Here is a 26606-nt window from a genome sequence, read left to right as displayed (position 1 = left end):
CGTCACAGTGCCATCACATCAGTCAAGAAACTTAACTACATGATATACAACGCCTTTTCGTGTATGTTTAGCAGGAATCTCTTGTTTTCTCAATATCCTTCCAAACACATTCACTCTCTTAAATGATATCGAGATTCCACTATTTCTCTGAATATGCTCCATTATTTCTGCCGGAGCCAGCCACTCTCCTTCTTCTTTCGGTTCTGCTGCACGAAAATAACGGAAGAAAAGTTGTTCTTCGGGAGGAACCTGCTCAAACTCGCGGTTATTTTCAATCATAATCTTCTCATCTGCCTGATCAAACCAATAACGCTCTCCATGCTCCAACTCGTACATAGCCTGAGCATATAGTTGCTCATAATCAATCGGACGATTGGTATCAATCACTCCCGTCACTTCCACACAAATAAATCTGCGGCTCCCCGAAGGATCGGTCAAGAGATCTTTCTGATTACTGGTAGCAATAAATGAAGCATAACGGCGCATTTCATGAACTGCGGTTGCATAAGGCTTACGCACATTCACCACTGGCTTTTGCAAAATATGCTTCAAAAAACCTTGTTGAGTAGTACTTACCTGATCAAACTCGTCAATGTTAATCAACGCAAAGCGATTCAGGTAAAGTTCAGCGTCCTTCTTTCGTGAAAAATCGATACTATCTGTATAATAAGAACGTTCCGAAGGCGGCATGATACTACGGCAAAAGGTAGATTTACGTGTTCCCTATACACCTACCAGTAAAGGTGAAACACTATTAGCATATTTCTTATCCATTCCACGCCAATGTGCTACCATATTTAAAAACCACCGATGAAACAAGTCCGCCCAATGTGGATTTGCACAAGGAACAGTATTAGCTAACACACGAATACGATTTACTCCATCCCATTTTGGAAGCCTATATAAAAATTCCTCCAACGGATTAAATACTGGTATGCGATTGGAATAAATATAGCGACTAATATCTCTGTCCCACAATGGAATCCCCTCCATCTGTGCATCCAAAGCAATGCTATTCAAGGCACTTTTACTAACAGGATTAAAGCGGAAATGAAAAGAATGTCTCTCACGATATTCCACCTCCCCGATTTGTGTGTTAAAGCGAAACTCATAACGGCGCTTCATAAATTCTTCAGTCTGCAATGCCAGCCTTTGTTCTTTAGTCAAACTGACTTTCTTGCCGAAACCTCTGGATTCCGTATATATATTATTTATCATCTTCCGGATAAGCACTTCCTCCCTGCGTTTATAAAAATGAAAAACAGTACGTTTCACCACTTCTTCCAGAATCCCCGAAGAGAAACAGTTCCTTGCCAGTTGAACAGTCAATGGTTGCCAATCGTCAGCATTCAGTTCACAGTCCGCTTCCTCCAGATCAGCATATGCTTTTCCCAATGCAGCTTCAAATAGCATCGAAAATGCATCTTCCGAATCAAAACCAGGTATGGCCCGAGCCAATGGAGATTTTTCGGATTGTACAGCTTCACGATAAGTAAGTTCGTCTGGCATTGCCATCGGTTGAGATAAATAGAATTGTACGGAGTTGGGACGAACCATCATATCCGGATCATAAGACAAACGTGAATACTGTTCCAAAGTAGGTTCTTTAGGCAAAATATCAAATGGTAACTGAGGTTGATAGCATTTCACAGCCAACCAATAGGCATGAGCATGGAATATTTCCGCGTCTTCCCGCGTCTTTGGCAGTGAATTGTCCGGACGAGTGAAGGTAGTCCATATTTTAACCGTTTTTCCACTTGATCCCATAAAAGCACAACGAGTCTGAGGTTGCTCACTTGCCTTTTGTTTCACTAATGCTACTTCGGCTTTGTTGGATAACGGTCCGACAGTCAGTTCTACAATACCGTTGTAAGCTTTCATTTGTCTCACGCCACCCACTTTCCTGAACTCAGCAGCAGGAATGATCTTAGGAAGTTTGTCAGCACAATCACAGCGATCACCGGGCAATGCATATCTTAGATATTCTCGAAAAGTAGAAACAGGACGGGATTTTATTTCAGTCTTTACTTTATTTATCAGCGTTTCGAAGTCCACCGCGCTAAGTGTTATAATGTCTCCGTTGTTACGAAGTTGAGTTATTTTCATTGATTCAAAATAAATTAGTTGTTTTTTGTAGCGTCTTTGGACGTTGAACCAGCTAATGTAGATATAACTTTTCAACTTGGCAATATAATCATAGAAATAATGTACGAATTTATCCAACTTATATTCATAAGAAAAAAACAACCTACTATTCAATCAGTTTCATAACAGTGAAACCATTGGTTTCATAGGGTGAAACTATTAGTTTTACTATGTGAAACTAAAGGTATCATCTACTTGAAACTATTGGTTTCAGTATATGGAACTAAAAGTTTCACCGTATATAAAACCCATTTCAACTACATAATATAATGATTTGAACTGTATAGGAAGACATTACGTATATAGTAGAGAAAGTTTTTCTTCTATTACCTTACAATAAACTGTAGATAATAGTTGTAAGCTCCAGGACTACTTTAGTTCATATCCATATAATTTCATTAACAGTAAACAAGCAAACCCTACACGTATGGATATCTATGACTTAAATACATACTTAAAAACAAATTCATTTACCCAAAACGTAGAAATTTATATAGAAAAATAAGAAAAAAGAGAATATTATTTGTTTAACAAAAATATAGTATTATTTTTGTAGTTGAAAGTTAAAATGAATTGAGGTTTGGAAATGATGCGGCAACCCTAATAGACTATGTATGCAGATTTTTAAGAAATTCTCATCTTTCTATTACGTCAATCCTATTATATATAAATCAATAGATGACTTATCATATAATAAATTTGATACTGCCTATAAACTATATATAATCTAGTAGATTATTTCAATAGTGCGCCTTATCCTCTTACCAATGATATCCTAAAAGAACGTATTTGATACGCCTTTGGAAAGTTTTATGATGATAGTGATACCTGAGTGTATGAATGAATCAAATAAATTGAAGTCATTTTAAATAAGTAGATAATAGCAAAAAGTCTTCTTCAATCAATTGTATTGGAGAGTATAACTATAAATAAGACTTAGAATACTTTCCCGTTTCTCTCCCCAGAGAGGGTGCCTTCCCCCCGGGCATCCTCTTTTTTTATAAATTACACTGATATACAATATATCACATTAAATTTTGTGACGCGTGACGGATATTTTCCACTTTTCAACATCCAAGAGAAACAGATTTTTATATCTGATGCCCTGATTATTTTCATATATTGTTATGTATATCAAGTTTTTTTATATCTTTGCCCTCCGGTAAGCTGCATCCGGAAAATCAACAAAGTATCTCTGTCATGAATGCATGCTTCGTATAAAAAGACAAAACTGAAATCATCTTACTATTACTAACAAGAATACTCAAACAAAAATGAAACGCATTGTTTTTTTGGATTATGTACGCGTATTTGCATGCTTTCTCGTCATGCTTGTCCACGCTAGTGAAAACTTTTATGGTGCTCCTGGTTCCACAGACATGGCAGGTCCGCAATCTTTTTTAGCCAATGAGGCAGATCGGTTGTGGGTATCTTTGTATGACGGTTTTTCCCGCATGTCAGTACCATTGTTTATAATTGTCTCCGCCTTTCTTCTTGCTCCCATGAAGGAGGGACAGACCACATGGCAATTCTATGGTAAGCGTTGCCTCCGTATTCTGCCACCATTTTTCATATTCATGATATTATACAGTACCCTACCATTATTGTGGGGACAAATAGATGGAGCAACATCAATACAGGATTTATCACGATTATTACTGAACTTCCCGTCACAAGCCGGACATTTCTGGTTCATGTATCCGTTGATCAGTATTTATCTGTTCATACCTATTATATCACCATGGCTGAAAAAAGCTACGGCAAAAGAAGAGCGTTTCTTCATAGGGTTATTCCTGTTATCAACATGTATGCCGTATCTCAACCGTTGGTGCGGTGAATTGTGGGGACAATGTTTTTGGAATGAATATCACATGTTGTGGTACTTCTCTGGTTACTTGGGGTACCTTGTACTTGCACATTACATACATGTACACCTTACATGGAACCGTTCCAAACGTCTCACTATAGGAGCCATTTTAATGATTGTCGGTGCTGCATGGACCATCTACTCATTCTATGTTCAGGCTATACCTGGAATAACTCATTCCACCCCTATAATAGAGATTGGGTGGGCTTTCTGCACAATCAACTGTGTGCTTCTCACTGCAGGAACATTCCTTATGTTTACATGTATAAACAGTCCGAAGTCTCCACGAATCATAACAGAATTATCAAAACTCAGCTATGGTATGTACCTTATGCACATATTCTGGCTCGGATTTTGGGTAACAGTATTCAAAGGCACACTGGCATTACCAACCGTTGCTGCCATTCCATGTATTGCAGTAAGTACATTCATTAGCTGTTATGTAACTGCAAAGATTATCTCATTCATACCAGGCAGTAAATGGATAATAGGATAATTATCTAAATTAATAAAAATCATAGCTGTGTCAAGCAATCTGCGTTTTGCGTTGCTTGACACAGTTTAATTTACATCCTCGAAATGATAGCATCACCAACTCTCCATACAGAACGTTTGTTATTACGCCCCTTCTCCGAAAGTGATGCAGAGCAATTTTTTATCTCTTGCCATAATCCCAATTTAGGAAACAATGCAGGATGGAAGCCGCACGAAACTTTTGAAGAGTCTCTTATTATTCTTCAAACTGTTTTCATCGGACAAGAAAATGTTTGGGCAATCACGCTCAAAGACACACAGCATTTGATCGGTTCCATCGGGCTTGTTCCCGATCCGAAACGGGAAAATCCACAAACCCGAATGTTGGGTTATTGGATTGACGAATCGCATTGGGAACATGGATATGCAACTGAGGCTACACAAGCAGTACTTCAATATGGTTTTGAAGAACTGAAACTCCAACTCATATCTGCCAATTGCTATCCACACAATGAACGTTCACAAAAAGTTCTTAAAAAGAACGGATTCATCTATGAAGGAATACTTCATCAAGCAGAACAGATTTATAACGGACAGATATATGACCATCTGTGTTATTATTTACTCGCTTGATAAAAGGGTATTTTTATAAATCTGTCCGCCTTTCATAATCAAAAGTATATTCTTTTCCGGATTCTCCAGAAGGGTGACGTTTTCCAAAGCGTTGCCTTCTACCAGAATCAGATCAGCCAGAGCCCCTTCTTCAATGACTCCCAACTTACCCGGATAAGGATTTCGTGAACCGGAGAGAGCAAGTAACTCCGCATTATCATGAGTAACCATTTTCAAGATTTCAAAGTTGCTGAACCATTTTTGTAATTTGCCAATTCCTTTATTCTCATTGACTGTATTAGCCGGATTAAACAATAAATCGGTTCCCCATGCCAAATTTACCTTGTATTTCTTTGCCAACTGATAAGTACTATCCGTACCATGAACCACCATTTCATGCTTAGCTTGTTGTTCTTTTGTCGGATATTGATTATCTTCCAAAGTAAATGGTTGCATACTTAGCCATACGTCTTTTTCTGCAATCAGTGCCATCGTTGGTTCATCAATCAAATGACCATGTTCAATACTTTTCACTCCTGCATGAATAGCTCGGGAAATTGCTCTCGGCACATATACATGAACCATCACGTAAGTACCGACATCTTCCGCAGCTTTTACTGCTGCATTAATCTCTTCTTCAAAATATTGGGTATCTTCCAAACGGTCATAAAGTGAAGCAACTCCCCCACCCGTCATCAACTTTATCTGACTGGCCCCCAAACGAAGATTGTTACGGGCAGCCACAGTAACAGCATCTACCCCATCCGCAATGATCGCAGCTCCGATTTCTTCGGTATGTGTCAGTCCACAACAATCAAACGGACGAGGTTCTTCATAAACTGCCCGAAAGTCACCATGCCCACCAGTCTGCGAGATGATGGAACCACTCGGATAAATCCTTGGTCCGGATAATATCCCTTCATCAATCGCACGCTTTAATCCGAAAACCGGACCGCCTGCATCTCGAATGGTAGTAAATCCCCGTAATAATGTCTTTCCGGCTTCATGTCCCGCTTTAAACTGAGTATAAGCATCGTCCGCTGTCAGCAAATCCATCATAGTATTGCATGACATATACGAATGCCAATGAGCGTCAATCAATCCCGGCATGAGAAACTTACCTTTTCCATCTATCACTGTTACTCCTTCAGCAGAAATCGGCAACTCAGAGATCTTCTGAATACGTCCTTCTTCCACTAGAACATTCCCTTTGATAACCTTCTCATTAATTCCGTCGAAGATTAATACTCCATTAATTAATACAGACTGATTCATAACTACTTTAATTTGATTTCAAGCAATTACAACCTATCTATCCGCATTTTGTTCGTCCCTTTAAGGATGATTGACTGATTCCGGCATTGAATATCTCCATAAAAAACTATCTTTGCATGAATAAATAATAAAGACTTGATACAATCACATGATTTCTCAACCCACTCTGCAAGATTATAAGGAGCTGACTCTGTTATGGGAAGCTTCAGTTCGTAATACGCATCATTTCTTGACGGAAGAGAACATTCAGTATTACAAACCATTGGTACGGGAACAATATCTACCGGCTGTAGATTTGTACATCATACGTCGTGAAGATAACCGAATCGTTGCTTTCATGGGATTAAGCGATGAATTAATTGAAATGCTGTTTGTTCATCCTGATGCACAAGGGAAAGGATATGGCAAACAATTGATTGACTTTGCCGTAAACAAAAAACAGATAATTAAAGTAGATGTAAATGAACAGAACGAAAAAGCTTTGCAGTTTTATTTAAACAGAGGATTTGATGTAATCGGACGCGACGCAACGGACTCTTCCGGCAAACCTTTTCCTATTTTACACATGGAAATAACGGCTCCTTTCGTCAATCAGTTATCCAAACGTTTCCATATCGAGGATATTCACTCTCTCATATATCAAATAAAATACAACAGTTCACGTAAAGAAGAGCTTTACCAACTGATTTTTGACAAAGACAATTATATCTCCTATCAGGCTCTTTGGACATGCAGTCATTTTCCTTCTTCGGAAAGAAAATGGCTGGAAAGCAAACAGGAAGGGCTTATTGATGAAGTTCTCCATTGTCCCCATTCCGGAAAAAGACGGATTCTTTTGCAATTATTGGAAAAACAGTCTTTTAAAGATACCACCAGAGTAGATTTTCTAGACTTCTGCCTGAACCACATGCTTTCTAAACAAGAACCACCAGGCATACAAAGCCTTTGTATCAAACTGGCTTATAAGCTTTGCCAACCGATTCCGGAATTATTGCAAGAGTTTTGGATGATGATAGAAATAGCTAAAGAAGAACAAGGATCAGCAGCTGTGAAATCGGTAATACGAAATCTATCGAAAAAGAAGAAACAAAAAGAATGAATGGGATAAATGAAGAAAATAAGGCAAAGGCATATTTTTAATAACATTACATCAGTTATCTATTACGCAAATGATGCGATTTTGAAATATCAGAATCGCATCATCTATTTATTCCGCAAGAGAAAAATTAGTATCAATAAAAGGTAAAGACCTACTTATCAATTGAAATAATACAAGAATACTGCTATTCCTTCTAATGCTTTCTTAGGTTGGTCTTTTATCTCAATAGCAAACTTGATCTCTGCTTTTGCCACACCACGTAAGTTCGTCAATGAATGCAACGTAGTTACCAAACGTATACTCTGACCTGACAACACAGCCTGACCAAATTTCATTTTGTCCATACCGTAATTGATCATCATTTTCAAATTATTCACCTGAATGATCTGGTTCCACAAATAAGGAAGCATAGACAAGGTCAAATAACCATGAGCGATGGTGCTTTTATAAGGACTTTCTACTTTAGCACGCTCTGTGTCCACATGAATCCATTGATGATCCAGAGTTGCATCAGCAAAAAGGTTAATACGTTCCTGAGAAAGTTCTACATAATCGGAAACGCCGATTTGTTGTCCAACCAGTTTTTCAAATTCTTCATACGAGTTAATAATTACTTGAGCCATAGTTTTATTGTTTTATGGAGATTATACATTAATTATTGGCTGCAAAAATAGGAAAAATAAATGATATGGCTCTCAATAAAGAATAAAAGCTATTTTTTACAAAGAGGACTCGTTGGATCTGAGCACAGCTTGTTTCAAAGTATCTGATAATATACTGTATCCTCTTCCATTCAGATGCAAATCATCGATAGTCATTTCCGGATTCAATCGTCCATCCGACAATAGCCGATTGAATACATCCAGATAAACAATATTCGTTCCTGCCAGTTTACGTTGTATTTTCTGATTAAGAATACGTATAAAGCGATTCACTGTTGTACTATAATCATCATAATCATTACGAGGAAAAATACAGAACAGAAATGTTTTCAAGGAAGGAATAGCAAGTACAGCTTTCACATATCGTTCCACATAATCATCCACATTTTCCTCATTCAACTGATAAATATCATTCGTACTAAACTGAATAACGACCTGACAATCAGAAGTATCTTTATCAAATGATTCCACATAGGACAATCCTCCACCGGGAGCACCATAATTGAAACTCTCCCACTGCGGGAAATAGACATTCAAAGCCCAGAATGCCATATGACTGTTGCCTACAAAGGCAAATTTCGGTTTATTCTCCATACGATTCTTCGATACCTTTTAAACTCTAAAACAAATATAGAACAAATTTCGCAGATTTAGTTTACTTTTGTATCCGTAAAGATAGCTATATACGAACTGATGAAACATTTTTTCAGCCAATCGATTTCTCACATTCCGTTACCGGAGAAATTCACATATCCTTTTCATTATACGCCTCATCCATTATGCGTGTTAGCCACAGAAGAGGTAAAAGCATTTATTGAGACGCAAGTGAAATGGCAAGAAGAATTATCTTTGGGTAAAATGTTCGGTGTTCTAATTGTACAGGACAATAAAGAAGTGATAAGTTATCTGGCAGCTTTCTCCGGCAATCTGGCAGGAAAAAATCTACATCCTTTTTTTGTCCCTCCTGTCTATGATCTATTGCAACCACAAGGTTTCTTCAAGATAGAAGAAGAACAAATCTCTACTATTAATTCACGAATAAAAGAATTGGAAGCCGACACCACCTATCTGACTTTAAAACAAAAACTAAAAACAGAAACTGAACAGGCAACCGTTGCATTAACCAAAGCCAAAGCCGAACTGAAAGCAAACAAAGAAGCAAGGGAGCTCCGACGTCGATCCGTAGCTTCTCTTTCTGAGGAAGAACAAACAGCTCTTATCAAAGAAAGCCAATTTCAGAAAGCCAATTTTAAGAGATTGGAACGGGAATGGAAAAAATTATTAGAAAAACGAAAGGCAGAAGTTGTAGCATTCGAGACAGCCATAGAAGATTTAAAGATGGAGAGGAAAGAACGTTCCGCTGCCTTACAACAGAAACTTTTCCAACAGTTCCGAATGCTAAATGCCAAAGGAGAAGTAAAAGACCTATGTACTATTTTTAAAGAAACGGTACATAAGACTCCTCCCGGAGGAGCTGGTGAATGTGCATTACCTAAATTATTACAATATGCTTATCTCCACCAATTGAAACCTTTAGCAATGGCTGAATTTTGGTGGGGAAACTCACCTAAAACAGAAGTACGACATCATGGTTATTATTATCCTTCCTGTAAAGGCAAATGTGAGCCCATCTTGAAACATATGCTACAAGGATTGGAAGTAGACGAAAATCCTCTCACCGCTAACATACGTCCACACATGGAGCTAGAAATTGTTTATGAGGATGAATGGTTACTAGTAGTCAATAAGCCTCCGGAATGCTATCTGTACCGGGTAAAATTGAAACAGTAGATTCTGTTTTTCAACGTGTGCGAGAAAAATATCCAAATGCAACTGGACCAATGATTGTCCATCGCCTGGATATGGCAACTTCCGGATTATTACTCATTGCTAAAACTAAAGAAGTGCATCAATATTTACAAGCACAATTTGAAAATCATACAATCAAGAAACGATATATTGCTCTACTCGATGGAAGCAAACTTGAAAAACCAATAAAGAAAAACGGAAGGATCGAACTTCCTCTTTGCTTGAATCCATTAGACCGCCCCCGGCAAATGGTCAGCGAAGAATATGGTAAAACTGCAATCACTGAATATCAGGTATTGGAAAGTTCGGGAAAATATATCCGTATCCTCTTTTTTCCAAAAACCGGACGCACACACCAGTTACGCATACATGCTGCCCATCCGCAAGGTCTAGGTTGTCCCATCGTAGGAGATGAACTTTATGGAATGAAAGCCAACAGACTTTATTTGCATGCCGAATATATTGAGTTCTGCCATCCTGTTTATGGCGAAACAATCTGTCTGCAAAAAGAGGCGGAATTCTAAAAACGTTCTTTTGTAGTGAACTAAATTCTTTTTGAAATGTATATAAAGACAATTACTAATTTTCAAAAAGAACCTAACTATGAACATCCAGTTTCGACTTACAAAGCATTTTGCTGTATCAGCTTTAGTGATACTACTATTAGGATCATGTTCCAAAAACAATATCTACATTGACGTTACCGTCCCAAATGGAAGTGAAAATAACGGAGACAACGGCAGTGACAATAATAATGACAACGGAGATCCGACCAAAGATAAAACGTTGGTAACATTCAGTGCTTCTGTGGAAAGCAGAAACATGACACGAGCTATGTCTCCCATGGGTAAAGGTCTACAGAGCTGGTTGTCTGCATACAAATCCAATACCAGAGACACAATCAACGGTGCTCCTGTCGAAGAGGGAGATTACATTACTTCTTCTCCCGGAGTATTGTCTGGAATTCAAGGATATAAAATGTATTTGAGCAACGACATCTACAGTTTTTATGCTGTATCCTGTAACACTAAAAATCCTGCTCCTGTCTTTACGAAAGGAATATCCGAACCTTTATCTAACGGAGTAGATTACCTTTGGTGGAGTGCTTTACATCAGGATGTAACAAGCTCTCAAATAAATATTCCGATTTCTTTTCAACATGCAGCTACACAAGTAGTTATTACAATAGACGGAGGCGAAAATATTACGCTCAATAAAATAATCTCGGCCACTATCACTCCAACAAAACCCGGAGCTATTATGGATCTATCAACCGGAATTATTTCCTCCGAAACAACTTATGCTCAAGCAGCAACAATGGGTATCAATGACTTTACCATTCAGTATATTATGCTTCCTTTGAAAAGTTCCGATCCTATGACTTTAACTCTGGAACTACTGGTGAACGGAGAAAACACCATACGTACTTATATCGCTTCCGTCACCCCACCCGATAATAACCTAAAAGGAGGAAATTCTTATTTATTCAGAGCGATCATCAATGAAAACTCTGTTTCATTTGCTAATGTCAGCGTAAAAGAATGGACCGATGTAGACGAAAGTGGTAACCCCATTTATCCAATACAAAATTAAATGGAGGACCCAAAAAGTTTGAAAAATCTTTATTTACACGAAACCGCCTCCAAAAGATTAACAATCTAATTTTACACCTTTTCCAAAAAATGAAATGTCCTCCTAAAGTTTTGTGTTTTGCTTTAGGAGGACATTTCATTATCTATAGATAGGGATTCGTAAAAGCTCTTTCTTTTAAATCAATTCGGATATCTGTTATTAATTGGATGGAACAGAATATTCCAGTTCCTCTTCTTTGGAAGAAGATATAGGTGTGAGACAACTTTTCTTTAACCTGCGATAGACATAAATAAATGCAGGAATTAAAAATAAATCCGCTGCGATCCACGCGGTAGGGTCACCAAAACAGACGGCTATGAAACCGAAAGCCGGCACTGCATAAATACTGACTAGTATACGAGCAATCATTTCCGAAACACCGGAAAACATAGCAAGATTCGTATATCCCACTCCCTGAATGGTATAACGGAGAATACAAAGCAATCCGAGTACAGGGAAAAAGCAGCAAGCAACATGAAGGAAGAGTTCTGTATTTTTCAGAATTTCCGTCTCCGAAGGATCTACAAAGATCAAAGCAAAATACTTAGATCCCACCATCAACAGTACAAAAGTCAATGCTGTATAAATTAACATCATCAGTACACTGGCTTTAATTCCTAACCAAACACGTTCCGGTTTACCGGCTCCGTAATTCTGTCCGCTGTAAGTTGCCATGCAATGCCCAAACTCTCAAATGTACAGATAAAGAACATTTTGATACGCATAGCCGATGTAAATGCCGCTACACAAGCCGTTCCCAATGCATTGTTAGCACTCTGAAGCATTATACTGCCAATTGCAGTAATGGAAAACTGCAATCCCATAGGTATACCTATATAAAGCAATGTCTTAGCCAATTTCGGTTGGAATCGCCGTTCTTTTGGAGAACTCTGTAATATTTCAAACTTCCTGCGCATATAAATATAGCATAGAACCGCCGAAAGTCCTTGCGAGACGACAGTGGCAATGGCAGCCCCCGCCACTCCCCAATTAAGTACTAGAATGCAGAATAAATCGAGAACGATATTTAATACGGTAGATAAGAGCAAAAACCAGAAAGGTGTTTTACTATCCCCTAATGCACGAATAATACTCGAAAGAAGATTATAAAAAAAAGTTGCCGGGATGCCGATAAAGGTAACAAACAGATAATCATAAGCTCCGTCAAAAATAATTTCCGGTGTACGCATTATCCGAAGTATATCGGCACAATAGATACTGGTAATAACAGCAATGACCAAAGACATTCCGACAGCCAGTTTCAGGCTGACGGCAACATAACTACGCATCGTACTATAATCTCGTGCACCAAACTTCTGCGCTACGGGAATCCCAAATCCGCCGCAACAACCATTACAAAAGCCTAGAATAAGAAAGACAACCGATGTACTTGCTCCAACAGAAGCTAATGAGTTTATTCCCAGAAACTTTCCAACTATTGCTGCATCAACAAGTGAATATGTTTGTTGCAATAGATTGCCAAGTAATAACGGCAATGTAAACTTTAAAATTAGAGGTAATGCCGGCCCTGCCGTCATTTCTTTAGAAGTTGCCATACGTCTGTGTTCTAAAATCAGGAGCAAAGATAAAAAGAATTCAACGAATTAAATTTAGTTTTCTTCGTCTCTTTCATTGACTTAAATCAAAAAAAAGAACGAAGCATAGATATATTATCTCTTTACCAATCTTTTAGGAGAACCATGCCAGGAGCAACCTAAACAATAGACCTCTGTCAAATCGTAACCTTCCATAGAAATTCCTTGCTGTTTTGGAACAATCTCTCCATTCTCCATTACATAAACCAGTAATCTTTCTCCCAAATCATTCTTCACATACATAGCAGCAATCTTACACTGCGGACATAATAGCTTTTTCATGCTACAAAGATACAATAGTTTTCTGTCAGTTTATTATCTTTGCTCCCATATTCAGTTATGGAGAAAAGAAAGAAATCGCGTATTGAACAAGAAAAAAGAACAGTTGAGATAATGATACGCCTCTACTGTCGGAAAAAGGAGAAGAATATCACGCTTTGCCCGAAGTGTGAAGAATTGCTCCGGTATGCACATACCCGTCTTGAACATTGTCCCTTTGGAGAAACCAAAAGTTCATGTAAACAGTGCACTGTCCATTGCTACAAACCCATTATGCGAGAACGAATGCGACAAGTAATGCATTTCTCCGGTCCGAGAATGCTTATATATGCTCCTTTGGAAGCTATCCGACATTTATTAAGATAAGACTAACAATTCTTCCTGAACTCCGAATAAAAGAATAATACATCAACTTAATATTTAACAACATGAAACGAGCAATTATCATAGGAGCCACCTCGGGTATCGGACAAGAAGTAGCAAAAACACTTTTACTGGAAGGTTGGAAGCTGGGAGTAGCTGGCAGACGTCGATTTTCACTTGAAATCTTTCAGCAAATAGCACCGGATCAGATAGAAATCGAGGAATTAGACATTACCCAAGAAGAAGCGACTGATAAATTGCAAATACTTATCAATAAGTTAGGAGGTATGGACTTATTCTTGCTTAGTTCCGGCATAGGTTATCAAAATATAAATTTAGATAGCAAGATAGAGTTGGACACAGCACGCACCAATGTGGAGGGATTTATCCGGATGGTAGACAGTGCTTTTACTTATTTCAAAGAAAACGGTGGCGGTCATTTGGCTGTTATAAGTTCTATAGCAGGAACAAAAGGACTGGGAGTGGCTCCCGCCTATTCTGCAACCAAACGTTTTCAGAACACTTATATCGATGCACTCGAACAACTGGTTCACCTACAAAGACTAAATATTTATTTCACAGATATCCGTCCGGGATTCGTTGCTACGGCTTTGTTGAACGACGGAAAACATTATCCAATGCTAATGAAGGCGGACAAAGTAGGATATAGTATTGTTAAGGCTATTAAAAGAAAACAACGAGTAGCTATTATAGACACACGTTACCGGATTCTCGTATTTTTCTGGCAAATGATTCCCCAATGGATCTGGAAACGAATGCCGATTAAAACGAATTGATAATTAATAAGGTTAGATAGTTTCTTTTTCAATAAAACTACCTATATTTGTTGCTGAACAATATAAAAAGAAATAAGATGGAACAGAAAATTTGCCAGAGTTGTGGTATGCCAATAGATGACTCTACTTATGGAAAAGAAGCAGATGGTAGCAATAACGAAGAGTATTGCCATTATTGTTATGCAGACGGACATTTTACTATGGATTGCACAATGGACGAAATGATTGAACACAATCTAAAGTTCCTCAATGAGTTTAATAAGGATTCTGAAGTAAAATTTACCTTGGATGAGGCTCGAGCAAGTATGAAGGAATTCTTTCCGCTACTCAAAAGGTGGCAATCATAAAATCCTGTAATATTTGTTCCATTTTTCTAGAACGATACCAAATTAGAAGGACAAATATTACTACTCATCATTACTGTTTTTTTTACTTTCTTAAAATAACTCCGACTCTTAATAACCATGAGGTTTGCTTGTCATTACCGAATTGGAGTATTTTATTAAAGTGATAAAAACTCCGGATGACGCTCTAGCCATTTCACTGCATAAGAGCAGGTTGCTTTAGGTTTCAGTCTATTTTGCAAAGCAAAGTCATAGGTAGCTTTTACCAATGCGGCAGCAATTCCACGCCCTTCAATGGGTGGAGGGACAATCGTATGAATAATATCAAGGCTATCGCCCAACAAACGATACTCAACAAAAGCAGTACGACCGTCTACTTCCGTTTTAAACAATTTCTGTTCCGGTTGATGAATAATTTTGTAATCCATGTTATTATAGTTTTAGAGTTGTTCAATCCACTTCAAACGTGTTGTATCATAACCGCGACGTTCAGCAGCGGTTACCAGTTTTTTCTTCACTTCTTCCGGAAGTTGTGGAGTACGGCTTAATATCCAAAGATATTTATCAGTACTACTTCCAACAAGAGCATAATTATAATTCTCCTCATCCAATTCCATAATATAATAATCAGAATAAACTCCGGGAAAAAACGAAACCTTCAATTTCCCAGGTTGAGTAAGATCGGGGATAATAGCACGTCCAGTAGCTGCTTTACAAACATTATACGGAGTTTTCTTTTTACATCCACGATTTTCCACACGAATCGTTCCGTTAGGACGTAATGTATAAGTGGCCGTTACATCAATAAGCCCCCGTTCAAAACGATTATCAAAACGGGCTATTTCATACCAATGTCCCATATAGTGGGAAAGGTCCAAATTATTGACAGTATGATGATCTGTACCTTCCAATAATTTATCCACTGTTGGTACTGAAAAAGTAAAACCGGCATCAAGTAAGCGTGTAGGATGAACATATTGCCCTGTGGTCAGAAACGAAGCCGCTTCACCATACAGCAAACGAAAGACCGTGCGGGGAACTTTAACTGTCATCCAAGAATGATATGCTTTCGCCATTGCATTCGTAAAAGGTAATTGGGTAATTTGCTGGGGAGCAACCAAATTAAAAGTTCCCTGCAATGATTCATTATTAATGATAAAAGCTATTGCACGACACAAATCACGGATACTGATCCATGGAAAAGGTTGCGTTCCGGGACCTATTGCAGTAGCTACTTTCATCATTTTCAGTGATCTCAGCATTTGTTGCATAGCTCCTCCGTCAGGAGAAAGTACAATACCGAAACGAGTAATCACCGTTCTCGTTGATGCCGGACATCGATGGGCTTCTTTCTCCCAAGCATAACATAAATCTGACAAAAATCCTTCTCCCCTGACTTTACTATATTCATCGAACACAGTTGTATCAGCACTCGGTTCTTCTCCTTCCCTTGAAGGATAATATCCTGTAGCAGAAGTAGAAATAAATAATTTCGGTTTCGTTTTGATAGTGCCCAGAATACGAATAATATGATGAGTTATATTAATACGACTATCATACAATTCTTTTTTATATTCAGGAGTCCAACGTCGGTAGATAGGAGCACCAGCCAGATTGATAATAACATCACAGTGGGTCAACGTCTGAATCAGATGACCGGACATATCCTCACGAAACATCGATCTTCCGAGCGGAAGTATCCGATGTCCTTCCGTTTCAGTCAGAAACTTAGAAAGATGTTTGCCTATATATCCGGTGGCTCCGGTAATTACTATATTCATATGGATCCATTGTTTTTTAACTATACTAGAAAACGTATAAAAAGCAAAAAAAGTTCTTTGAAAAAAGTAAAATGAGGTTATCTTTGCAAGAGAACATTTTCGAAATATAAAAAATATAAATATGATCGAAGCCCCCGAAGCACGTTATTTGTGCGAACAACTAAACAATACTGTTAAAGGAAAACGGATTACCAATGTGTTTGCCCTATTTACTCCTCATAAATTTGCCTGGTTCTCAGGAAGTCCCGAAGAATATGCAGAATGGCTGACAGGAAAAGTTATCAGCCATGCCCAGTCGCAAGGAGGAATGGTGGAAATTTCCATAGAGGACCGAATGCTTGTCTTTACGGACGGAGTAAATTTGCGATATTATGCTCCGGGGACAAAGTTGCCGGCCAAACACCAACTTCTGATAGGATTTGAGGATGAAAGTTGTCTTACAGCTTCCGTACGTATGTATGGTGGTTTGATGTGTTTCCTGAAAGGAAAATGTAATGTTCCTCTTTCTGAATATTACCTGACAGCCTGCAACAAGCCACAAGTGATGTCAGAAGCATTCGACAAAGAATATTTCCTTAATCTCATCTGCCAAGATAGCGCACAGAAAAAATCCGCCAAGGCTTTTTTAGCAACAGAACAGACAATTCCGGGACTCGGAAATGGAGTATTACAGGATATTTTATATCATGCACGCATACACCCAAAGAAAAAAATCGGTGAACTGACCGACAAACAGAAGGAAAATTTGTTTTATCAAGTGAAGGAGACAATGAATGACATCTACCAGCAAGGTGGACGTAGTACGGAAACAGACTTATTTGGAGAAAACGGCAAGTATGTAGCATGTTTATCTAAAGATACGGCTGGAAAAGTGTGTCCCTGCTGTGGAGAAACGATCATAAAAGAAAATTATCTCGGAGGCAGTATCTATTATTGCCGAGGCTGTCAGACACTCTCTGATTAATAAATTTAGAATTAAACTTTTAACAACGAAATGAAAAAACAGTATCGAATTAATTATATTCTCTCTCTTATTTTAGTGTTTGGTATAGGAACCATGCTTCCTACGCTGATTGGTAGTAGTATGGTTAGTGAACAACATTCCGCCAAGTCGGAAGTTCCTTATTGCGTCACTCCTCCAACTGTTCCCGAAAAAGTCTCTTTTGACGGTGAAACTATTGATCTACGCCGTTATGACCGTCGGGAGCGGATGGATCGTGAAATGATGTCATTTACTTACATGCACTCCACAACAATGTTATTGGTTAAGCGAGCTAATCGATACTTTCCAATTATCGAACCTTTGCTAAAAGAAAACGGTATCCCCGACGACTTCAAATATTTGATGGTTATTGAAAGTAATCTGAATAATATCGCCCGTTCCCCCGTCGGTGCAGCCGGATTATGGCAGTTTATGCCTGCCACTGCAAGAGAATTTGGTTTAGAAGTAAACGATAATGTGGACGAGCGTTATCATATAGAAAAAGCAACAGTAGCTGCATGTAAATATTTCAAACAAGCATACGCCAAGTACGGAGACTGGATGGCTGTATCCGCTTCTTACAACGCCGGACAGGGACGTATCTCTTCCCAGCTCGAACAACAACTTGCCAACCATGCCATGGATCTTTGGTTAGTAGAAGAAACTTCCCGTTATATGTTCCGTCTGCTTGCTATTAAAGAAGTTCTTAGTAATCCGCAACGTTACGGTTTTCTGTTAAAAAAGGAACATCTGTATCCCCCTATTCCTTATAAAGAAATAGAAGTTACCACGCAAATTGATAATCTGGACGACTATGCCAAACAACAAGGAATCACTTATGCCCAGCTGAGAGATGCAAACCCATGGTTGAGGGAACATTCTTTAAAAAACAAAAGTGGAAAAAAATACGTTCTCAAAATACCTACACAAGAAGGTATGAACTATGACCCGAAAAAAACTGAAGCCTATAACAAGAATTGGGTAATTGATTAAAAACGTGATAATGAAACTGAAAGAAAGAATCCATCATTTTTTGTATGATCAGAAACTGAAACATAAATTATATGTTATCATTTTTGAATCGGACACCCCTGCCGGAAAACTGTTCGATGTGATTCTTATCTGTTTCATTCTCCTTAGTGTATTATTAGTGATCATCGAAAGTTTGAAAGGACTTCCTACTTATCTGGCAACTCCGTTTGTCATCATGGAATATATTTTTACCGCTTTTTTCACTTTCGAATACATAACAAGAATTTACTGTTCGCCTCAACCTAGAAAATATATTTTCAGTTTTTCGGTATTGTCGATTTATTGGCAACTCTCCCACTTTATATCGGTCTGCTTTTCCCGGGAGCACGCTACTTATTAATTATCCGCGCTTTCCGCCTGATACGAATATTTCGCGTTTTCAAACTTTTTAATTTTTTAAATGAAGGAGAACTTTTACTTGCCTCTCTTCGGGAAAGTAGTAAGAAGATAGCCGTATTCTTTCTTTTCGTCGTTATCCTGGTGACGTCTATCGGAACTGTGATGTACATGATAGAAGGTACACAACCTAATTCGGAATTCAATAACATACCGAATAGTATTTATTGGGCCATCGTCACTATGACCACCGTTGGTTACGGGGATATTACACCGGTCACCGGATTCGGAAAATTCCTTTCGGCTATAGTTATGTTAATCGGTTATACGATTATTGCTGTACCTACCGGAATCGTATCTGTGACCATGATGAAAGAATATAAGCGAAGAATGGAAAAAGAATGTCCCAACTGCCATCGTTCGGGGCATGAAGATAATGCCAGGTTTTGCAAATATTGCGGACACCAGTTGGAAGAATAAGTGTAACTTAAGAAAGTTTCGAACGTTTACAGAAATGTTCAAACAATAAAATAAATAGACATCCCACTGCATAACAACCAATATCTTTCCAATCATATGTTGAACCTAGAATAACTCTTGCCGGCCGATTAGTGATTCCTAATGTCTCTACCAACTGGAAATATTGCAATATCTCCACAAAACATGCAAATAGGAAAACATAGAAAGGCATTCGGGGAATTCCTGTCGGCAAGAAGATCCGTACAAAACTATAAACCAGCACTACGACTAACACATCTCCCAGATAGGGACGTACAAAACTATCATGTACATATAAAGCAATCAATACTTCGACACAAAATAGTACAATAAAACTAATAATGTAAAATATCCTTTTCTTCATCATCTCTTCAACTTTCTGGAAAATAAATAGCTTCTGGTTTGCGAATATACGATAAAATACAGTTGTCATGTTCAATTATTCCTAAATAAATAATCGCAAAAGGGAAAAGAATTGTATCTTTAGTGATCTAATCATCCTATAAAAGTAAAAAGAAGATTATGCCTATGATATTGAACTTCGATTTTGTATTGAGATTATTGGTGGCAGGAATATTAGGTGCCATCATCGGATTAGACCGGGAATATCGCGCTAAAGAAGCCGGTTACCGGACTCATTTTCTAGTTTCATTGGGTAGTGCCCTGATTATGATCGTTTCACAATACGGATTTCAGGAAATTATCAAAGAGAGTAGTGTTACACTTGATCCTAGTCGTGTAGCAGCACAAGTGGTCAGTGGTATTGGCTTTATCGGCGCGGGGACCATCATCTTCCAAAAACAAATTGTACGCGGACTGACTACCGCCGCCGGTATATGGGCAACAGCCGGTATCGGCTTAGCTGTAGGTGCAGGAATGTATACCATCGGTATTGCAGCAGTGATATTGACACTGATCGGTCTGGAACTTCTGAGTTATGTATTCAAAAGCGTCGGTATGAAAAGCTCCATGATTACTTTCTCTACCGACAATAAGAACACATTGAAAAAAATAGCAGACAAATTTAACTCTAAAGATTATCTAATCGTTTCCTATGAAATGGAAACTCAACATTCCGGTGAAGCAGAATGTTATCAGGTCACAATGGTGATCAAATCAAAACGTAATAATGACGAATGGCATCTTCTCTCACTCATACAGGAGTTTCCGGATGTAACGGTACAACGAATTGAATAGACACTGAAACGAGAATTCTACTTTTTGGAAGAAGGAGAAGAAAAATTCTGTTTCTCTGTCAGATATTTCCAATAGCGAACAGGCATATCCTGTTTATGCTTTCGTGGATTAAGTCGTTCTTTAATACAAATAGCTTTAAAATATGTCTTCCAGAGTTGCTGAAAGAGTTTTTCATCCTTATCCATTAAGCTTTCATCCAGCATACCGGTAATAAGATGTGCCTCACGACTATCATCATTGAAAGAAACTTCAGTAACTTCTTGCAGATCATAATAAAAACCATAACGTCGTTTCATATCATAAATAATCCATTTCTGATCCGCAAAACGATCTTTGAAGTGCTGGATTGTAAGTGGCAACGCATTAAATTGTGGTTCAAATGCTGCAAAAAATGTCCCGTCAGCAGCTTTCTGGAAACGAACAAATTGTAATAAATGTACTCGTTCGCCATCTACCTTTTTCCAGATATGAGCGAGTTGAAGTACATCAGGGTCCGCAAAATTAGTTTCTATAGAGCGAGGGGTATCAATAGCTTTACGAATATAGCGAAAAAGCAACATTCCCACTTCCGGAAGTTCTGACAACCAGCTTTGTGTCAGACATCCCAAAGCAGAAGAAGATACTTTTTTCTGCAAACCTTTCCATACGCGGGTAGCTTTCTCTTCATCCGTAATGACCCTATGCATATCACTATAAAATAAAGGCAATGAATCACCTTCCGACAACAACATATCAGGAAAGGTCTTACGAGAATAGGCATCGAAGACAGCAGTCAGCAGACCGTCGAAGGTTTTATCGTAGACAAAAACGATCATGGAATGTCTTGTATTGGAGTAATGCCAAAATCTAATGTTAATTGACGTTCATCAATCTTCCTTTTAGGTTTCGGGATTAAAAGACTACGTACTCGTTGCGGAGTCAATTCATGCACTGTCTGCATAGGTAACTCTTTACAAGTGATGAAATATTGTGCTTTTTTCATCACTACACCTATCTTCTTTAATTCGTAATAGCCTAAACGGGAAAAGCGACGGGAAGCAACAATCAATTTAGCCGATTTCACTCCAATACCAGGTACACGAAGAATCAATTCATAATCAGCTTTATTGATATCTACTGGAAAACGCTCCGGATGACGTAAAGCCCACGATAATTTCGGATCAATCTCCAGATCGAGATCCGGATAAGCGTCATCTACTATTTCATCCACTTTGAACTGATAAAAACGCATCAGCCAGTCTGCTTGATACAAACGATTTTCACGTACCAAAGGTGGTTGTTTGAGAGCAGGAAGACGCTTATCGTAGGTATTCACAGAGACATATCCAGAATAATAAACACGTTTCATGGTAGGTCCTTGATAAAGTGCCGATGAAAGGAAAAGAATATCTTTATCCGACTCTGAGGTAGCCCCCACAATTACCTGAGTACTCTGCCCGGCTGGTGCAAAACGCGGTGCATGACGAAACCTTTGACGTTCTTCTTTGCTTTCAAGTACTCCTTGTTGTATATACTTCATCGGAGCGAAAACACTTTTATGATCTTTCTCTGGTGCCAAGAGTTTTAGGTTTTCTTCTTTGGGGATTTCTACATTGACACTTAAACGATCGGCATACAATCCGGCTTCATTGACCAGTTCGCGGCTGGCACCTGGAATGCTTTTAAGATGAATGTATCCATTAAAACGATATATCAGACGGAGATCTTTGGCCACTCGTACGAGGCGCTCCATTGTATAATCAGGATTGCGCACGACTCCGGAACTAAGAAACAATCCTTCGATATAGTTACGGCGATAAAATTCGATTGTAAGTTCTACCAACTCCGAGACTGCAAAAGTTGCCCGCGGAAGATCATTACTCCGGCGATTGATGCAATAGGCACAATCATAAATGCAATAATTGGTAAGCATGATCTTGAGTAATGAAATGCATCGTCCATCCTCTGCAAAACTATGACAAATACCCCACCCCCCCACTGTATTACCTAAAGTGCCCGGTTTATTAGCGCGCACCGTACCACTGGAAGCACAAGATACATCATACTTGGCAGATTCCGCCAGTATCTTTAATTTGGCAAGGACATTTTCGTTCACGACTTACTATAGAATTAGACTCGCAAATATAAAGGAAAAAGGGCACGTCGCCAAAACGACATGCCCTTTTCTTTTTCTGATATCTGAGTAGACTCCTAATCTTATTTTTTAGAAGCTTCCAAAGATGCTTTACGGAATTCTTTCATTGCTTTTTCAATTTCCAAAGAAGCCTTACGAGCACGAGTTCCTGCTGCTTTGTTACCATTTTCAATCTGAGCGTTAGCATCTTTTGAGAAGTCAGCATAAAGAGCTGCTACCTTTTCTACCAATTCTTTCATAATCCTTTTATTTTTTCGTTAATAATGTGTCGCAAAAATACACTGTTTCCTGAAATAAACGCATAAAAACGATATTTTTTTTGAATTAATCTGCGAAAAATACCTAAAAAAAAGGCTTTTCAGCATTTTTATCTACCTTTGTAGCCATGAAACCGCTTACAGATACCGATTATATACATACTTTGATTGCTGAAGGAGAGCATCAGCAACAGGATTTTAAATTCGCAATATCCGATGCCCGTAAAATAGCAAAGACACTATCGGCTTTTGCAAATACGGATGGGGGCAGATTATTGATCGGTGTAAAGGATAATGGACGGATTGCCGGTGTACGCTCAGAAGAAGAGAAATACATGATCGAAGCAGCTGCCCAACTTTATTGTTTACCGGAAGTGAATTATGAAATGCAAACGTATATTGTGGAAGGTCGCCAGGTATTGGTAGTCACTATTGAAGAAAGTCTGCATAAACCGGTTTATGCCAAAGATGAAAACGGTAAACCCCTCGCCTATCTTCGCATTAAAGATGAAAATATTTTAGCAACGCCTGTTCACTTACGTGTCTGGCAACAATGCGAAAGTCCGCGTGGTGAACTGATTCGCTATACTGAACGTGAACAACTCCTACTCGACCAATTGGAACAAGGCACCTTACTCTCCCTCAACCGATATTGTCGGCAAACCGGCATTTCCCGCCGTTCTGCCGAACATCTGATGGCTAAATTTGTTCGTTATGACATCGTAGAACCTGTGTTCGAAAACCACAAATTCTACTTCCGTATAAAAAAATAAATAACCATATCGCTATTCCCGACTGGATACTTAATACTTAACTATGGGTTTTATCAACGACATCAATGACTTGCTCTGGACTTACATCCTAATAATCATGCTACTTGGTTGTGCTATTTGGTTCAGCATACGTACTCGATTCGTACAATTCCGTATGCTGCGCGAAATGATTGTACTACTGAGTGAATCTGCCGGAAAAGGTAAACAGGGTGAGAAACATGTATCTTCTTTTCAAGCATTCGCCATATCCATCGCCAGTCGTGTAGGAACAGGTAATCTGGCAGGAGTAGCTACGGCAATTGCTATCGGAGGCCCTGAATCCATATTCTGGATGTGGGTGATCGCTCTACTCGGAGCTTCGAGTGCTTTTATCGAATCTACTTTAGCACAGTTATACAAAATACGCGGAAAAGACTCCTTCATCGGCGGACCAGCCTACTATATGAAAAAAGGATTGAAACAACCCTGGATGGGCATGCTTTTTGCCGTACTTATCAGTATCACCTTCGGCTTTGCTTTCAACTCTGTACAGAGCAATACCATTTGTGCTGCAGCAGAACACGCTTTCGGATTTGACCATTTTATATTAGGTAGTATACTGACTGTGCTGACATTGATTATTATCTTCGGAGGTATTCATCGCATAGCGCGTGTCAGTAGCATTATTGTGCCAATTATGGCATTAGGATATATAGGACTGGCTTTCATCATTGTTTTGCTCAATATTACTCATTTGCCGAGAGTTATCTCACTCATCATCAGTAATGCTTTCGGTTGGGAACAAACTTTGGGTGGAGGAGTCGGTATTGCATTGATGCAAGGTATCAAACGTGGACTATTCAGTAATGAAGCCGGAATGGGTTCTGCACCGAATGCAGCAGCTACTGCACACGTTTCGCATCCGGTAAAACAAGGATTAATACAAACATTGGCTGTGTTTACGGATACCTTATTAATCTGTACCTGTACGGCATTCATTATCTTGTTTAGTGGTGCTCCGCTGGATGGTTCTGCCAATGGTGTGCAACTAACCCAACAAGCATTAACAAATGAAATAGGTGCGTCGGGAAGTATTTTTGTTGCCATAGCTCTTTTCTTTTTTGCATTTAGCAGTATCTTAGGGAATTATTATTACGGAGAAGCAATATTCGTTTTATCACCCAAAGAAAATGGATACTTTATGTTTACCGGATATTAGTCAGCGGTATGGTACTTTTCGGAGCACTTACCACTCTAGACATGGCTTGGAATCTGGCTGATATAACCATGGCACTAATGGCAATCTGTAACCTGATCGCTATCCTTTTCCTTGGGAAATATGCAATCCGTCTGCTCGCTGACTATCGCGCCCAGAAGAAAGCTGGTATTTCAAGCCCTGTTTTCAAAAAAGAGAGAATGCCGGACATCGAAAAGGACCTGGAATGTTGGTGAAACCCAACTGTTTTTCTTACCTTTGCACCCAAATTAGTGAACGGCAAACTGATACAGTTTGATCTCGTCTACTTTGTTTTATATTTGTAACTTGTAATTTGTAAACATAACAATGGGCTTATTTGGTTTATTCAAGAAAAAATCCGATGAAACAAAAGTCGGCAATGTAGAAGATTTTATATCACTGACCCGGGTTTATTTCCAATCAGTAATTGCTACGAACCTAGGTATCACAAACATTCGTTTTTTACCTGATGTAGCTAACTTCAAACGTCTTTTTAAAGTGCCGACACAAAACGGTAAACTGGGACTTGCCGAAAAAACTACTTCACGCAAAATGTTGATGCAGGATTATGGTCTGAGCGAAGGTTTTTTTAAAGAGATTGATGCATCTGTTAAACGAAACTGTCGCACTCAGAACGATATCCAGTCTTACTTATTTATGTATCAGGGATTCTCCAACGACCTGATGATGTTAATGGGCAACCTGATGCAATGGAAATTCCGTATGCCTTCTATTTTTAAGAAAGCTCTTTACGGAATGACCCAAAAAACAGTACACGATGTATGTACTAAATTAGTATGGAAAGCTGATGACGTGCACAAGACTGCCACCGCTGTCCGTCAATACAAAGAACGTCTGGGATATTCGGAAGATTGGATGACAGAATATGTGTACAATATTGTAATGCTCGCTAAAAAAGAGCCTAAGCGGAAAGATGACGACACAGAGACGAAAAAATAAATCGTTCGAAATGTTAGAAAGAAAAAAATAATCGTAAAGAATAATATGGTAGGAAAAGCGAAGTTAGATAAACTCCGCTTTTTTTGTTATCTTTATAGAGTATTTTACTTCCGCAAGTATCCCGCCAAGCTTCAGAAGGACATTATTTATCTGTTTGTTGAATATTAATAGTCAACTTCTCAACTATTAATAACCTACATTCCAACTATTAATGCTCTACATCCCAGTTATTAATAGTCTGCAAACAGACCGTAAACGATATAGGAACGGGGGCATCGACACACTTGCGAAAGTGGACCAATCGATAATGACGCGTAGAAGTATCTGTCACTCTGAACCTGTCAAAGAATCCACTCTTCTGCACGCAGAAAGAAGAGATTCTTCCTTCTTGCAGTTGTCCAAGTGGCAAAGACAACTATTTTGTCACCGACAGAATAATGCAGTAGTAGTGGCATATACTACATCAATTTCAGACTTATTAATTAAC

At 38.7% G+C, this 26606-nt stretch carries 22 protein-coding genes and 7 pseudogenes; 16 read left to right on the top strand and 13 right to left on the bottom strand.

Translation table 11 applies throughout. The features are described 5' to 3' along the window. Nucleotides 1-18: 18 nt before the first annotated feature. A pseudogene (locus JCM17102_RS25835) lies at nucleotides 19-2106 on the bottom strand (BT4734/BF3469 family protein). A gap of 1313 nt (nucleotides 2107-3419) precedes the next feature. Here JCM17102_RS25835 and JCM17102_RS02225 point away from each other — a divergent pair. Continuing rightward, nucleotides 3420-4508 carry an acyltransferase gene (locus JCM17102_RS02225; RefSeq protein ID WP_025073805.1) on the top strand — a complete coding sequence of 363 codons (1089 nt, stop codon included), beginning with the start codon at nucleotides 3420-3422 and terminating at the stop codon, nucleotides 4506-4508. Between the two features lie 83 nt (nucleotides 4509-4591). Continuing rightward, a pseudogene (locus JCM17102_RS02220) lies at nucleotides 4592-5110 on the top strand (GNAT family N-acetyltransferase); the annotation flags it as partial. Here JCM17102_RS02220 and JCM17102_RS02215 read toward each other — a convergent pair. Then, the gene (locus JCM17102_RS02215) at nucleotides 5108-6373 is read right to left on the bottom strand and encodes a metal-dependent hydrolase family protein (protein ID WP_025073803.1); all 1266 of its coding nucleotides are present in this window, start codon (nucleotides 6371-6373) and stop codon (nucleotides 5108-5110) included. The pseudogene JCM17102_RS02220 and the gene JCM17102_RS02215 sit on opposite strands and share 3 nt — an antisense overlap. Nucleotides 6374-6521: 148 nt before the next feature. Between JCM17102_RS02215 and JCM17102_RS31180 the strand changes: the two are divergent. Both JCM17102_RS31180 and JCM17102_RS31175 read left to right on the top strand, forming a co-directional pair. Next, nucleotides 6522-6887 (top strand): annotated as a pseudogene (locus tag JCM17102_RS31180) (GNAT family N-acetyltransferase); the annotation flags it as partial. Between the two features lie 51 nt (nucleotides 6888-6938). Next, nucleotides 6939-7472 (top strand): HEAT-like fold family protein, encoded by a 534-nt coding sequence (locus JCM17102_RS31175; protein WP_245798464.1) that lies wholly within the window; start codon nucleotides 6939-6941, stop codon nucleotides 7470-7472. A 158-nt stretch (nucleotides 7473-7630) separates the two neighbouring features. Here the strand turns inward: JCM17102_RS31175 and JCM17102_RS02205 are convergent, their stop codons facing one another. Then, a complete protein-coding gene (locus tag JCM17102_RS02205) occupies nucleotides 7631-8095 on the bottom strand; it encodes a MaoC family dehydratase (RefSeq protein WP_025073801.1) in 465 nt (154 codons plus the stop codon). 96 nt (nucleotides 8096-8191) lie between these two features. Beyond that, nucleotides 8192-8728 carry an SGNH/GDSL hydrolase family protein gene (locus JCM17102_RS02200; RefSeq protein WP_025073800.1) on the bottom strand — a complete coding sequence of 179 codons (537 nt, stop codon included), beginning with the start codon at nucleotides 8726-8728 and terminating at the stop codon, nucleotides 8192-8194. Nucleotides 8729-8827: 99 nt separating this feature from the next. Here JCM17102_RS02200 and JCM17102_RS25830 point away from each other — a divergent pair. Together JCM17102_RS25830 and JCM17102_RS02190 are read left to right on the top strand one after the other, a co-directional pair. Next, nucleotides 8828-10467: pseudogene (locus JCM17102_RS25830) on the top strand (RluA family pseudouridine synthase). 79 nt (nucleotides 10468-10546) lie between these two features. Next, nucleotides 10547-11536: a fimbrillin family protein gene (locus tag JCM17102_RS02190; RefSeq protein ID WP_025073799.1), complete on the top strand. Its 990-nt coding sequence runs from the start codon at nucleotides 10547-10549 to the stop codon at nucleotides 11534-11536. Between the two features lie 198 nt (nucleotides 11537-11734). Here JCM17102_RS02190 and JCM17102_RS25825 read toward each other — a convergent pair. Both JCM17102_RS25825 and JCM17102_RS02180 read right to left on the bottom strand, forming a co-directional pair. Continuing rightward, nucleotides 11735-13131, bottom strand: a pseudogene (locus tag JCM17102_RS25825) (MATE family efflux transporter). Between the two features lie 114 nt (nucleotides 13132-13245). Continuing rightward, nucleotides 13246-13452: a hypothetical protein gene (locus JCM17102_RS02180; RefSeq protein ID WP_025073798.1), complete on the bottom strand. Its 207-nt coding sequence runs from the start codon at nucleotides 13450-13452 to the stop codon at nucleotides 13246-13248. 57 nt (nucleotides 13453-13509) lie between these two features. On the opposite strand from JCM17102_RS02180, the gene JCM17102_RS29410 reads away from it, so the two are divergent. The 3 genes from JCM17102_RS29410 (at nucleotide 13510) to JCM17102_RS02165 (ending at nucleotide 14956) form a co-directional block, all read left to right on the top strand. After that, nucleotides 13510-13815, top strand: a complete 306-nt coding sequence (locus tag JCM17102_RS29410) for a nitrous oxide-stimulated promoter family protein (RefSeq protein ID WP_025073797.1) — start codon at nucleotides 13510-13512, stop codon at nucleotides 13813-13815. Nucleotides 13816-13877: 62 nt separating this feature from the next. Continuing rightward, on the top strand, nucleotides 13878-14609 hold the full coding sequence (locus tag JCM17102_RS02170) for an SDR family NAD(P)-dependent oxidoreductase (RefSeq protein ID WP_025073796.1): 732 nt from the start codon (nucleotides 13878-13880) through the stop codon (nucleotides 14607-14609). Between the two features lie 77 nt (nucleotides 14610-14686). Beyond that, the gene (locus JCM17102_RS02165) at nucleotides 14687-14956 is read left to right on the top strand and encodes a zinc ribbon domain-containing protein (RefSeq protein WP_025073795.1); all 270 of its coding nucleotides are present in this window, start codon (nucleotides 14687-14689) and stop codon (nucleotides 14954-14956) included. Between the two features lie 155 nt (nucleotides 14957-15111). On the opposite strand, the gene JCM17102_RS02160 is transcribed toward JCM17102_RS02165, so the two are convergent. Together JCM17102_RS02160 and JCM17102_RS02155 are read right to left on the bottom strand one after the other, a co-directional pair. After that, nucleotides 15112-15381: a GNAT family N-acetyltransferase gene (locus JCM17102_RS02160; RefSeq protein ID WP_025073794.1), complete on the bottom strand. Its 270-nt coding sequence runs from the start codon at nucleotides 15379-15381 to the stop codon at nucleotides 15112-15114. A gap of 12 nt (nucleotides 15382-15393) precedes the next feature. Continuing rightward, on the bottom strand, nucleotides 15394-16734 hold the full coding sequence (locus JCM17102_RS02155) for a TIGR01777 family oxidoreductase (RefSeq protein ID WP_025073793.1): 1341 nt from the start codon (nucleotides 16732-16734) through the stop codon (nucleotides 15394-15396). A 121-nt stretch (nucleotides 16735-16855) separates the two neighbouring features. On the opposite strand from JCM17102_RS02155, the gene JCM17102_RS02150 reads away from it, so the two are divergent. From JCM17102_RS02150 to JCM17102_RS25820, 3 genes and pseudogenes are all read left to right on the top strand, one after another. After that, entirely contained in the window at nucleotides 16856-17698 is an 843-nt protein-coding gene (locus JCM17102_RS02150; RefSeq protein WP_025073792.1) for a DNA-formamidopyrimidine glycosylase family protein, read from the top strand. A gap of 30 nt (nucleotides 17699-17728) precedes the next feature. Next, nucleotides 17729-18709 (top strand): lytic transglycosylase domain-containing protein, encoded by a 981-nt coding sequence (locus JCM17102_RS02145; protein WP_025073791.1) that lies wholly within the window; start codon nucleotides 17729-17731, stop codon nucleotides 18707-18709. Between the two features lie 10 nt (nucleotides 18710-18719). Continuing rightward, nucleotides 18720-19564 (top strand): annotated as a pseudogene (locus JCM17102_RS25820) (ion transporter). Between the two features lie 7 nt (nucleotides 19565-19571). On the opposite strand, the gene JCM17102_RS02135 reads toward JCM17102_RS25820, so the two are convergent. After that, nucleotides 19572-19946 (bottom strand): ribosomal maturation YjgA family protein, encoded by a 375-nt coding sequence (locus JCM17102_RS02135; RefSeq protein ID WP_025073790.1) that lies wholly within the window; start codon nucleotides 19944-19946, stop codon nucleotides 19572-19574. A 164-nt stretch (nucleotides 19947-20110) separates the two neighbouring features. Between JCM17102_RS02135 and JCM17102_RS02130 the strand changes: the two genes are divergently transcribed. Further along, nucleotides 20111-20779 (top strand): MgtC/SapB family protein, encoded by a 669-nt coding sequence (locus tag JCM17102_RS02130; RefSeq protein WP_025073789.1) that lies wholly within the window; start codon nucleotides 20111-20113, stop codon nucleotides 20777-20779. A 17-nt stretch (nucleotides 20780-20796) separates the two neighbouring features. On the opposite strand, the gene JCM17102_RS02125 is transcribed toward JCM17102_RS02130, so the two are convergent. From JCM17102_RS02125 to JCM17102_RS02115, 3 genes are all read right to left on the bottom strand, one after another. Then, nucleotides 20797-21594, bottom strand: a complete 798-nt coding sequence (locus JCM17102_RS02125; RefSeq protein ID WP_025073788.1) for a TIGR03915 family putative DNA repair protein — start codon at nucleotides 21592-21594, stop codon at nucleotides 20797-20799. Continuing rightward, complete coding sequence (locus JCM17102_RS02120) at nucleotides 21591-22874, bottom strand: putative DNA modification/repair radical SAM protein (protein ID WP_025073787.1); 1284 nt, start codon at nucleotides 22872-22874, stop codon at nucleotides 21591-21593. Before JCM17102_RS02120 ends, JCM17102_RS02125 begins: the two co-directional genes overlap by 4 nt. A 101-nt stretch (nucleotides 22875-22975) precedes the next feature. After that, complete coding sequence (locus JCM17102_RS02115; protein WP_004301965.1) at nucleotides 22976-23152, bottom strand: BF3379 family histone-like protein; 177 nt, start codon at nucleotides 23150-23152, stop codon at nucleotides 22976-22978. Nucleotides 23153-23298: 146 nt separating this feature from the next. Here JCM17102_RS02115 and JCM17102_RS02110 point away from each other — a divergent pair, with 146 nt between their 5' ends. The 3 genes and pseudogenes from JCM17102_RS02110 (at nucleotide 23299) to JCM17102_RS02100 (ending at nucleotide 26119) form a co-directional block, all read left to right on the top strand. Beyond that, nucleotides 23299-23943: an AlbA family DNA-binding domain-containing protein gene (locus tag JCM17102_RS02110; RefSeq protein WP_025073786.1), complete on the top strand. Its 645-nt coding sequence runs from the start codon at nucleotides 23299-23301 to the stop codon at nucleotides 23941-23943. A gap of 43 nt (nucleotides 23944-23986) precedes the next feature. Further along, nucleotides 23987-25374, top strand: a pseudogene (locus tag JCM17102_RS25815) (alanine/glycine:cation symporter family protein). Between the two features lie 112 nt (nucleotides 25375-25486). Further along, nucleotides 25487-26119, top strand: a complete 633-nt coding sequence (locus JCM17102_RS02100) for a DUF8491 family protein (protein ID WP_025073785.1) — start codon at nucleotides 25487-25489, stop codon at nucleotides 26117-26119. Nucleotides 26120-26327: 208 nt separating this feature from the next. Here JCM17102_RS02100 and JCM17102_RS30200 read toward each other — a convergent pair whose 3' ends face one another. Next, nucleotides 26328-26528, bottom strand: coding sequence for a hypothetical protein (locus JCM17102_RS30200; protein ID WP_148302033.1), 201 nt, complete (start codon nucleotides 26526-26528; stop codon nucleotides 26328-26330). Between the last annotated feature and the right edge of the window lie 78 nt (nucleotides 26529-26606).

The organism is Bacteroides faecichinchillae JCM 17102, assembly GCF_000614145.1.
GTDB lineage: Bacteria > Bacteroidota > Bacteroidia > Bacteroidales > Bacteroidaceae > Bacteroides > Bacteroides faecichinchillae.
This window is presented reverse-complemented; position numbering and strand designations above follow the sequence as displayed.